Origin of the sequence: Brotomerdimonas butyrica (assembly GCF_025567305.1) — a bacterium.
In the GTDB taxonomy this organism is placed as follows: domain Bacteria; phylum Bacillota; class Clostridia; order Peptostreptococcales; family Anaerovoracaceae; genus Lentihominibacter; species Lentihominibacter butyricus.
The window spans coordinates 1-11,650 of record NZ_JAOQJP010000005.1 but is presented as its reverse complement, the minus strand read 5'-3'; the positions used below and the strand labels follow the sequence as shown (position 1 = coordinate 11,650).

Annotated in this window: 8 protein-coding genes and 1 riboswitch; of the genes, 1 reads left to right on the top strand and 7 read right to left on the bottom strand. The window is 49.2% G+C overall.

Annotated features, from left to right (window positions below; translation table 11 throughout):
* Nucleotides 1-14: 14 nt before the first annotated feature.
* From dapF to OCV59_RS04570, 6 genes are all read right to left on the bottom strand, one after another.
* Nucleotides 15-854 (bottom strand): diaminopimelate epimerase, encoded by an 840-nt coding sequence (gene dapF, locus OCV59_RS04595; RefSeq protein ID WP_147593325.1) that lies wholly within the window; start codon nucleotides 852-854, stop codon nucleotides 15-17.
* A gap of 64 nt (nucleotides 855-918) precedes the next feature.
* Nucleotides 919-2,187, bottom strand: a complete 1,269-nt coding sequence (gene lysA / locus OCV59_RS04590; protein WP_147593324.1) for a diaminopimelate decarboxylase — start codon at nucleotides 2,185-2,187, stop codon at nucleotides 919-921.
* A 206-nt stretch (nucleotides 2,188-2,393) separates the two neighbouring features.
* A riboswitch (Lysine riboswitch) is annotated at nucleotides 2,394-2,562 on the bottom strand.
* Nucleotides 2,563-2,812: 250 nt separating this feature from the next.
* Nucleotides 2,813-3,982: an InlB B-repeat-containing protein gene (locus tag OCV59_RS04585; RefSeq protein WP_147593323.1), complete on the bottom strand. Its 1,170-nt coding sequence runs from the start codon at nucleotides 3,980-3,982 to the stop codon at nucleotides 2,813-2,815.
* Nucleotides 3,983-4,114: 132 nt separating this feature from the next.
* Nucleotides 4,115-5,743: a hypothetical protein gene (locus OCV59_RS04580; protein WP_147593322.1), complete on the bottom strand. Its 1,629-nt coding sequence runs from the start codon at nucleotides 5,741-5,743 to the stop codon at nucleotides 4,115-4,117.
* 534 nt (nucleotides 5,744-6,277) lie between these two features.
* A complete protein-coding gene (locus OCV59_RS04575; RefSeq protein WP_147593321.1) occupies nucleotides 6,278-7,918 on the bottom strand; it encodes an APC family permease in 1,641 nt (546 codons plus the stop codon).
* A 197-nt stretch (nucleotides 7,919-8,115) separates the two neighbouring features.
* On the bottom strand, nucleotides 8,116-9,741 hold the full coding sequence (locus OCV59_RS04570) for an amidohydrolase (RefSeq protein ID WP_262584115.1): 1,626 nt from the start codon (nucleotides 9,739-9,741) through the stop codon (nucleotides 8,116-8,118).
* 239 nt (nucleotides 9,742-9,980) lie between these two features.
* Between OCV59_RS04570 and OCV59_RS04565 the strand changes: the two genes are divergently transcribed.
* Complete coding sequence (locus OCV59_RS04565; protein WP_262584114.1) at nucleotides 9,981-11,321, top strand: MerR family transcriptional regulator; 1,341 nt, start codon at nucleotides 9,981-9,983, stop codon at nucleotides 11,319-11,321.
* A gap of 25 nt (nucleotides 11,322-11,346) precedes the next feature.
* Here the strand turns inward: OCV59_RS04565 and OCV59_RS04560 are convergent, their stop codons facing one another.
* Nucleotides 11,347-11,547 carry a hypothetical protein gene (locus OCV59_RS04560; protein ID WP_147593318.1) on the bottom strand — a complete coding sequence of 67 codons (201 nt, stop codon included), beginning with the start codon at nucleotides 11,545-11,547 and terminating at the stop codon, nucleotides 11,347-11,349.
* Nucleotides 11,548-11,650 lie beyond the last annotated feature (103 nt).

Sequence of the window (11,650 nt, the reverse complement as noted above, 5' to 3'; positions counted from 1 at the left end):
CTCGCTCCGCGCGCCTAGCGCAGACAGAACTGCCCGTCAAGTATCTTTTCCGACGGTCCTTCCATATATACATTCCCGTCTTCTGCCACCTCGATATTCAGCGTTCCCAGCTTGAGGATGACATCTGCTCTGCTGCCGCACAGGCCTTTGATCCCCGCTGCCACGACCGACGCACAGGCACCCGTGCCACACGCAAGAGTCATTCCGACGCCTCGCTCGTAAGTCTGCACCTCCATGGTCATATCGTCTATTACCTTTACAAAATTCACATTCGTTTTCTCGCGGAAAAACCGGTGATTGCATATCTCCTCGCCGACCTTCGGCACATCGATATCTTCGAAATTTTCCACAAAAACAACAGTGTGTATCGTCCCCATGAAAAAGCTGCTCACGCTGATATCGCTTCCATCCTGCAGCGCAAGATCCAGGTCCATGTAATCCTCGCACTCGATGTCCGCATTGATAGCCTTTCTGGAAAACACCGGTTTACCCATGTTTATCCTCACTCTGAACGGCTCATCGCAAGTAACGTCAACGATCATATCGCCCGCAAGCGTCTTTACCGGATAGCTGCTGCCCGACGCGATCCCTTCCTCGCGGCAGAAATGCGCAAAGCATCTGATCCCGTTGCCGCACATCGGCGCCCTGCTGCCGTCACAGTTGAAAAACACCATTTCCAGTGCCGGCTCCGTCCTTACTACTATCATACCGTCAGCGCCCACCCCGGTGTTGACGTCGCAGACTTTCTGCGCCAGCCCCGGATAACCGCCAGGCTGGACCTTCGCCTGCAGTTCGCTTTCCTTTATTATCACGAAATTGTTGCCACAGCCGTGATATTTTGAAAATGTGATCATATTTTTACCTGCCTTTTCTCATCAGTTCTGTGCATGTCTATGCAAAACCGCACTGTGCCTGTTCCTAGTCTTCTACTTCAAGCCTGAACTGATCCTCGTACGTCTCGCGTCTGATAATCAGTCTCGCTTCGCCGTCTTTTGCAAAGACTACAGGCGGTCTTCCGAGCCTGTTGTAGTTGCTTGCCATGGAATATCCGTAGGCACCTGTCGAGTAAACTGTCAGCAGATCGCCCGGCTCTGCTTCCGGAAGATCGATCTGTGCGATCAGTATGTCGCCGGATTCACAGTTCTTTCCCGCCACGCAGTATGTTTTCTCCGGCTTCTGCGAAAGCTTCTCCGGCAGGACTGCCGTATATTCCGCATCGTAAAGCGCATGCCTGATGTTGTCGCTCATGCCGCCGTCGACGAAGATGTAGTTCTTGTCTCCGCTTTTCTTCATGTCTCCGATGGTGTAGATCGTGTATCCCGCTTCGCCGACCATCGCTCTGCCCGGCTCAGTTATCAGCTTCGAGATCGTCACGCCTTTTTCATCGAGCGCCTTTTCCGCATAATGCACGAGATTTGCGCACATTTCCCCGAGAGGCACCGGATGATCGGAATCAACGTATTTTATGCCGAATCCTCCGCCAATACTCAGCTCCAGGCCGTCAAGCCCTCTTGCAGCCTTTACATCAGCGAGGAAGCCGATCATCGTGCCGAGCGCCTTTTCAAATGACTCTGCCTCGACGATCTGTGAACCTATATGGCTGTGGAAACCCGCAAGCTTTGCATATCTGCCGGCTGCCATTTTGTCTATCACATAATCTATATGCTCGCGATTCTCGATATATATTCCGAACTTGGAGTCCGGCTTCGACGTCATGATATATTCATGAGTGTGAGCCGAGATGCCCGGATTTATCCGCAGCAACGCCTTCACAGGCCTCTGCTTTTCCTCTGAAAGCTTCACGAGCCTGTCACATTCCATGATGTTGTCTACTACGAAGTAGCCGATGCCTGCGTCCAGAGCCATGCAGATCTCCTCGTCGCTCTTGTTATTTCCGTGGAAATATATCTTTTCTTTGTCCACTCCGGCTTTCAGCGCGCCGTACAGCTCTCCGCCGCTGACAACGTCGAATCCCGTACCCTCTGCGGCAAGCAGTCTGAACAGAGCCTTCGACGAAAACGCCTTCGATGCGTAAACGACGTCTGTGTCGAATCTGTCCGATGCAAAATTTGCCACGGCGTCCTTTGCCTGCTGTATTATCTTTGATTCATCGTATGCGTAAAGTGGTGTGCCGAATCTGTCTGCCAGCTCACGGCAGCTCACTCCTCCGATCTGTAAAACTTCCATTGTTCTGCCTTTCTACTGCTATATATTATGATTTGCATATTATGCTGCTGTCTCCTGCGTTCTGTGAGGTACATCCGGCCGCTCCGGCCTGATACAGCCTGTTCACGGCCGACTAACGGCTGATACTGATGTGCCCCTGTGCCCGCATGCCAGAAAAAAATCAGCAAGGCTACACCTTACTGACTAATCAAATAAAATCAAGGTCATATAAGGATAGCTCAACTGCCGGTCATCCGTCAGACAGTCATACGGCTGTTGACCGCATGCCCACCGGAGTCTCACGCCTGCGGCTCCGATTCGGCGGAATCGCCTCCGGGTAAGTCTCTGCCCGCCGGCTACTTATCCTTTCTTCTTTTCCGCACCTCTATCAACTATTGTTGTTGTAAGTATACTAAATATCGACAGATTATGCAAGTATATATTGGGATTCTGGCGGGTCGCATGATGAAGTCGGCAAACAGGGTTTTCATCGTATAAATAACGGCGGCTCCTGCTCGATCTTTACGATCCGCACGGTGCCGCCGGTTCTTTTGCAAAGCTGTATCCGATCGTGTCATCGCCGGTGCATCGTTCTCGGCGCTTGCGATCCGCTTATATTCATATCATGTATTTACTTTGCCTGCGTTTATTTTTTCTGTGACGCGTGTTTTCTGCCAAATACCGCCACAGCTGCGATACCCAGTACGCTCACTGCAAGCAGTGCGATCCAGATCACCGGATGAGCATTGTCGCCTGTTTTAGGCGCTGTGCCCTTGTCTGTGTTCTGGTCCGTTCCACCCGGCTGCGCAGGTGTCGCGCCGTCCTTTGCAAAGACTGCAGTCAGTGTCGTTGTTTCTTTCACAGTGAAGCTGTATGCTGCGTCCTTGCTTACGATATTTCCCTGCCAGTCTTCCCAGCGTACGAAATGATAGCCCTTGTTCGCTTCAGCCTTCACGGTAACGCGAGCGTCGCAGTCATATTCGCCTGCACCGCTCACCGTTCCGCCTTCAGCCGGCGAAGCCTTGAGGTCGATCTGACACTTTTCGGCAGGTGCTTTGAGGATGAAGTGGCTCACTGCCATTCCACTTTTATCGGCAATTGTTACAGGTCTGTCACCTACGTTTACAAAACTTCCGCCCTTAGGCACTGCAATATAATCCTGAACGGAGTGAAATCCTTCCATTCCCACATTGCCGTAATTCGATAATGCGCTGAAGGACTCAATGACAGAATCATCATCCATCGTTATCTTTTCTGTCCAGAACTGGCCAAATGTACCGTTGTCTGCAACCGTCAGACTACTGTTAACAAGATCGATACCGCCATTTGTCATCCACGATAAATGCGTCAGTGTGACATTACTGTTTTCAAGCTTCAACACTGCATTTTCAGCTCCAACATTGCCGTTGGAGATCGCAGACTCGATCACCGTCAGATCTGTAAATGTCAGATTGCCGGCAACATCAAAATGCCCTTTAAAAGAAGCGCCCTGTACACCTTTCGCCAAAGTTGCCTGGTTTGCTCCGCTGTCATTCCTTGTTACATTCTGCGCACTGCATTCTCCCTTTACATTAATCGTACAGTCTCGTTTCGGAAGAATTATATCTCCTGTAACTGCCAGATCCTGTATCGTAAGAGTATTCGTGGCTAAATCCCATTCATAACCGTCTTTTGCCAGCGTCTTGTCCGCATGATTTCCTTTCGTAAGATCGAGATCCCCCACTATCGCAGGTATGCTGTCTGCAAATACTGTCGAAGGTATCAGCAGTATGAGAAGCAACAGGCCCATCACTACTGCTGTAAATCGTTTCTTCATAAAACCTCCCTTTCATTCATATGCGCCTGCACATCAGTCGACACCGGACTGACAGAACCTCTTCGCCTATCACAGCTCTGTATCTATGGTTCCAAAGGATCACAGATCCGGCGTCCGTGCATGCTCTATGATCTAGTTCATCCTTTTCTTTCTAGTCACAATGACTGCGCCTGCTCCTGCGAGAGCTGCCAACGCCAGGATCCCGTAAAGGATCGGCATGCTGCTGTCGCCTGTTGCAGCTGACTTGTCATTTACAGGTGCGCCTGTCGCCGGTATCTCAGCTTTTTCTACGAACTGGCATACCTGGCAAGTGCGCTGCTTTTCGCCTTTCTCTGAGGCAGTCGCTTCCTTAATCACTTTCCACTCGCCGAACTTATGGCCGGTCGCCTTGATAACCACCGGTTCCGTGATCATCGTCATCTGTTCCTTATCCGAGTACATGCTGCCACAGTTATCGCACATCCAGTATGTTTCAACACCGTCTTCAAGACAGTTTGCAGCTTTTCCCGGGACTTCCTTCAGCTCATGTTTTCCGTAGTAGTCTCTGCAGACGTTTGCTTTAACTTTCTGAGTTGAAGCCGCTTCAACACCTTCGATCTCTGCCGCTTCAGTGCCGCCTTTTGCCTTGAGAACTGCATTCTTTTCCACATCGAAAGAGCATGAAGCAAAGTTATTAGTCTCTATCAGAGCGCCTGCAAAGCCGCCTGCTTTGAAATCTTTACTTGCACTCGTCACTTTTCCTGCCGCATGGCTGTTTGAAACAGTATTTGCTTTACTATTCCCATCGACCGTTCCTGCAAAGCCGCCGACTTTTGGTTCCCATCCGTCGACTGTGCTTTCAACATCTCCGGCTGCAACGCAGTTGCTGATCGTTACACCCTCTTCGACATATCCTGCAAAGCCGCCAGCGTTCCAGTCGCTTGCAGTGACTTTTCCCTGGGCAGCACAATGGTCTGCTTTGCTCTCAGAGAACAGAACTCCTGCAAAGCCGCCGACTGACCAGGATCCGCTGACATTGCCTTCAGCTGTACAGTTTTTATATGTTCCTTTAAAATCTTCACCGACAAAGCCTCCTGCACAACCTGCACCTATTACTTTTACATCAGCTGTACAGTTCTCATAAGTACCGTAACTGTTATCTCCAGCAAAGCCGCCGGTACGCGCACTGTTACTTTCCACGATACCGCTCACGGAGCAATCCTTTACACTGGTCGTCATGCCATATCCTTGAGCTGCTGATCCGATAAGTATGCCTGCATTTTCAGTCTCATCGCCTGACTCTGTTTTGACATATGCGTCTTTGATTTTCAGATTTTTGATCTCATATCCACTAAAGTTTCCGAATAGACCTGCGCTGAAATGATCGTCGCTTTCGTCTACGCGAAGCCCTGTAATCGTTTTGTCATTTCCGTCAAAATATCCGGAAAATGCATGAAAAGATCTATTTGCCGATCCCGATCCGATCGGTATCCACCTGTGTGCCGACAAGTCGATATCTTTTGTCAGCTTGAAATATTCTTTGCTGTGATCCAGGTCTACAATTCCTGTATTGATATCTGCTGCCAGTTTTGCCAGCTGCTCTGCTGTCTCGATCTGATATGGATCAGCCTCCGTTCCGCTGCCGCCCGCAAATGCTGTCGCAGCATAGTCGCTCCACGTAGCCGGCACTGCCGGTGTCTCACTGTCTGCAAATGCCGCAGCCGGTATTGACACCATGCACAGCATGAAGCATAACAGCATATATACTACTCTCTTTTTCATCTTAACTCCTTCCTCTCTTCCGAAATAAAATCGTGTCGAATTTTCTGAATAAATTTTAACACACCCACCCTGTAAGTGCAATTTGTTTTGTATATCATGCCCGCCTGCCGTCTGCTTATAGAAAAACCAAAACTCATTTGCCGAATGTCTGTTATTGGTAAAAACAGCCGTTTTTCGTCTCTTTTTTTGATGAAGAATACCAATAACCAAAAATCGAGTACTGATTCTTGGTATTTTAAACGCATAAAATGCCATATTTTATGAAAAAATTTACCAAAGAATCCCGGATGATTTGTCACTCTTGGTAATCACCTTTCCTGAAAGGGCGAGATTTTCAATGATTTTACCAAAGATGGCACCTGTAAACCAGAGACCTTTTCATTCGAGTTCTCTGCTTTTCATATGACTGGTTTTCGTATTGTTTTTACAGCAAAACAGACCCGCATGGTACTGTACCGACTAATATCAGCACAGCACCGGCAGGCCTGTTTCCTATATATGTTTTTTAGGGATTTCTATAGTTACTATGACGCCCTATTTGTCAGCCGGATCTACTTTCTTTCCTATGAAGTAGAATATCACGCCGAGAACAAGCAGTACCACTCCGCCCCAGCGAGCGATGCTCAGCATCAGGTCAAAGTTGCTCATTATTCCCGAACCATACGTTTCGAGATAATATGCAGGACCCCAGCCGCCTTCATACCACTGCAGGAAGAATGAGCCTGCGAATGCCACGAATCCGAACAGCAGGAAGAATATACCGAATCTCCCCAGGTCGCCCTTGGCGAGCCTTGTCTTAGGGTTGATAGGATATGCTTCCGGATCCTTCTTGTAAAGTCCGCCGTATATCCATTTACATATAGGATAGAATATGACTGCCGCCAGGATAGCGACGAATCCGAGCAGGAAGTAGTTGGTTCCGTTTACCAGAAAGCTGATGATTCCCACAAGTAAAGGACCGCCACAGATGTATACTACCGCAAGCTTGCCGCCCTTTACAGCATACAGACCTCTCTTCTCAACAGGATAGTCTTTTCTCAGTTTTGCATATGCGAATGCCAGTCCTACGTACAGTACGAAGAGTACCGGTGAAAGTATAGTTACAAGCACTTCGAAGTTGATATTTACCAGGATCAGATTCACAACTGCCAGGATCAGGATAGGGATCACAGGCACGCCTCTCTTAGGTGACAGCTTCGCCAGGAATTTAGGGCAAAGGTTGTCCTGAGCCATAGGTATGAACGATCTCGTTGCTGACGTGATCGATGCATTGAAGATAGAGCACTGTGCGATAACTGCACAGATCATGAATGCAACGCCTGCCCATGGCGCCAGATTCCTTGAAAGTACCGTAGCATAGTCGATATTGATGCCCCATTCTTCCCACGGACCTGTGGATACGATCCCGCCGAGTGTAGGCAGCAGATAACTCAGTGTTATGAGAACGATACAGATCTTCATGCCCTTAGGGATGATCTGAGGATTCTCCACCTCACCGCCGATATATGCGATAACTACATATCCGCAGTACATCCATACGCCGATCGCGATGCCTGTACCCCAGCTGGAGAATGCGTTTTCGCCCTGTACCATCACAGGATCGAACGGATTGTTGGTCCAGTGAGCCAGACCTACTACAGCTACTGCAGCGAATGCGACCAGGATGATCACACAGAATATCGTACTGAGTGTACTTACTTCTTCAAGACCTCTCAGGTTCACTATCGTGAATATGATTATGAATGCAGCCTTGATCATAAATGCCACTGCCGGTGACAGCGCGATTATGTTTCCTATGTAATCAACGGCAAGCACCACGTATGCTGCCCCTGTCAGGTACATAGCCAGCGCCATCCAGAAACCGAATGCGAATCCCCAGAATTCTCCGAAAGCCATTCTCGTCCATACATACGGACCCGCATCTACAGGTATCAGGTTAGTGAGTTCCGAGCAGTAAAGTCCGATAGGAAGAGCCCAGAGGATAGGGATAAGTACGAGTAAAATAAGAGTGAGTCCCGGACCCGATGAAGAGATCATCGACTCTACTCCGAATGCACCTCCTGCGCATGCGCAGTAAAGGAAAAAGATCATCGCCGGCAGCGTGAAATGTGTCTTTTTCAAGCCCGGCGTTACGTCAGTCAGTATCTGACCGCCCGTATAGTTTGCTTTTGACATAGTCAGTCTCCTTTCCAGCAATAAATAGTAAATAATTCCTGATCGTCCCCAAACAACTAAAAGACGACCTTTTTATACACACCCCTTACGGTTTGTGAACTTATGAAATATTATGAATAAAATGTACACCCTCACCTGACCGGATTCAATAGTCCACCGTGGACTATTCCTGTGATTTTCCGGATCGCGATGCGACATCATGCCCTGTACGTCGTTTTTCCGTCCATTACAGTCTCGCATACCTTCACCTCGTGGATCCTTTCCAGCGGGATCTCAAGTATGTTTTCCTCCAGGATCACAAAATCGGCGTACTTGCCGGCTTCGATAGATCCGGTCACATCATCCATATGCATCTGATATGCGTTATTTATCGTAAAGCCCTCGATGGCTTCTTTTACTGTCGTCACTTCGTCGGCCGGCTCGAGCACCGGCGCATCATGCTGCCCGTACATCCTTCTGGTCGCACACATCTCTATGCTCTTCAGCGGTTCTCTGCCGTATTCGTCGACAGGAAAATCGCTGCCGAGCGCCATTTTAGCACCGCCGTCGATCAGGCTCCTCATTCGGAAAGTCTCGTTGTTGATATGTCCGAGCACCTTGTCCATCAGCGGGTTTCCGTAAAACCACACTCCGGTGGCATTCGCGACGATATCATATCTGCCGAACAGCGGTATGTCGTCAGGCGCTATGTACTGTGAATGTGAGCAAGTGATGCGGCAGTCATCGTATCCCGCCTCTCGCACAGCTTTTGCCATTGCGACCACGGACTTCACGGCAACATCGCCTATGGCATGCATATTGATATCAAGCCCGGCCTTCGCTGCCTTTAACCCTGCCTCCGCAGCGACCGCCTCATCCATCAGCGGCTCCACCACAGAACCGTCCTCAGGATACGGCTCGCTGAGAGCAGCAGTACGGCTTTCCATAGTCCCGTCATTTATGATCTTGAGGAAATTCATACGGAACAGATCGTCATCATACTTCTCGCGTGCTTTCAGCAGCGCCGCTATCCTGCCGTCGACAGCTCCCGGGTCTTCCACATGGCACGTGCATCCCGCGAACCGCTGCAGATATTTCCCGCTTGCTCTGACTTTATCTATCGCAGCGTAATACTGGTCTTCAAGGTAACTGTACATCCCCATATCAGCCGTGCCCGTAACGCCCATCGCAGCATATTCCGCAGAATTTTCCAGCATCAGGTTCGTGACTGTCTCCTCATGGAAAAAGTTTATCTTTGACAATATGAGCGCTTCACTCCTGCCTTCCACTATATGCCCCGCAGGTTCACCTTCTTCATCTCTGGAGAAATAGTGAAGTCCCGGCAGCGGATCCGGTGTGTCCTTTGTTATCCCGGCTTCTCTGAAGCAGCAGCTGTTGCCCCATCCTTCGTGCCCGCCGCTTCCCATCATGAACATCGGCTTGTCGCTGCAGATGTCATCCAGCAGTTCTTTCCTCGGACCATGCTCGTCAAACATCCATTCAGCATATCCGAGTCCGAAATATGTCTTATTGTCGGGATGCTCGTCCACGTATCTCCTGATCTCAGCCAGACATTCCTCGAGCGTCCACTCTATATCGAACACTATCCCTGACAGCACATGCGCCGCCAGCACAGGATGGCAGTGCCCGTCTATGAATCCCGGCAGCATCATCTTCCCGTCAAGATCGCATATCTCGGTACTGTCGCCGCAATACTTTTCGGCATCGGCTCTATCGCCTGCGAAAATGATCTTCTTCCCTTCTACTGCAACAGCTTCGACCCATTCCTGAGCCTTGTTCACAGTATAGATATCTCCATTTACATAAAGCTTGTCAGCACTCATCGTTTCTCCTCCTTTATATCGTAAAGGCTGCGCGATATCCGGCGTGGTCTGCAGACCGCGGACTGCGCTTTTTGAATTGTGTGAATTTATAAAATTCTCAGCTTTTGCACAAAGTATAATACGTGTCCTTAAGGTAAAGTCAACACAGTTTTTTCGTTTTTTACACCAAAACATGAACCGCCACTTTAGGTTTCGTGTTATAATACACGTGCATTTTCAATATGAAGAAAGGGGCAGATATGAAAATAGGGGAATTCGCAAAAAAATTCGATACGTCGGTCTCAACAGTGAGGCACTACATAAACCTGGGGCTGCTCGTCCCGGAAAAGGACGGCTTCCAGTACTGCTTCGAGGACGACGACTGCCGTGAGATGGAGATCATCACCACGATGAAAAACGCGGGCTTCAAGCTAAGCGAGCTGAACAAGTACCTGAGCATTTTCCGCTTTTACAACAAAGACGACTACCTGCTTTACGAAAAGCTCCTGGAATACCTGCGCATCAAGAAAGCTGATCTTTATGCCGAGCGGCACCGGATCAACACCTACATACGGCACATCAATAAAAAGATCAAAGAGATCGAAGCCAGCAGCATTTATGCGGCAGGGAAAAATGCAGGCAGTGATGACAAAAGCGCTTTCAGCCAGCTCCCGGGATTCCCGCTGTCTGCCGTCGATCTGCTGCGCTGCCCTCACTGCCAGAGCCGGCTTCACCTGTCCGGCGTCGAGATCACCGGCGATTCGATAACCGAGGGAAAACTCACATGCAGCTGCGGATACCAGGCCGGTCTGCGCAACGGTATAATCTTCACGGATATGCTTAAAGATCTGGACAATGACGATAAATTCCTGTACAGCTATTTTGGCGAGGAGAATGTCTCGATCAATGAGGACGGCCTGCTCCTGATGGCGATAGACGAGCACAGCAACGAATACATGACAAACCTGCACAGGAGCAGTCTCTGGATCCACAAGGAGCTTGAAAGCATCGATCTGAACAGCAAGGTGATACTTTTCCCTGAAATGTCGATGCAGTACCTCTACAGCCACTGTCACGACAACCTTGCATACAACAGTATTTTTATCGTCACGTCGCCGAGCGAAAGAACTATACAGACGATGCGGCAGCATATCGCGAACGCTGCGCCGGATCTGAAGATAGCGTATATCATCAACCAGGACGGCAAGCTGCCGCTCAGGACCGGATGTATCGATGCTGTCATAGATTATATGGGTTCCTGCAATCTGGGATTTTTTGAACAGAAGCATTACTTTGACATGATCTCGCCTTATGTCGCTGATGAAGCGATCATCGCGGGCACCACGGAATATTACAGGAAAGGAACAGTTTCTCTGCGCCGTATCCATGAGCTGTATCCTGATGCTGCTCCGGACGTTTTCACACTGGAATTCCTGAATGCCGCGCTCAGAAGCAACGGCTTCCTGATGAAAAAGTCAAAAAAAATCAGCGAGGGCTACGACCCCGGCCGATTCTTCGAATACCACGTTCCCGGCGATATCCGCACGAATATAGTTTACATCGCATCACGCGATGCAGGGAAGGCAATGAAAAAATTATAGACCGAAATGCAGCGGGACGTCAGCTTCACTGACCGTCCTGCTGTATTTTTTCCAGTTCATCGATCGAAAGACCGGTTGCTGCTGCCACCACATCCGGAGCAAGTTTCATCGAAATCATATTTCTCGCGATCGCACGCTGTGTATCCGCTTCACCGCGATAATAGCCATCCTCTTCACGGATCTGCTCGCATTCTTCTCTCGTAAGCTCTTCAAATAAAAAACTCACTATGTCCCCCAATGTCATTAAGTTAAGCGACATTGGACCGGGCGTTTCTTAAAACAACAAGACAGAGTATATCTCAAAAAGGTATGCTCTGTTGTTTTTTTTT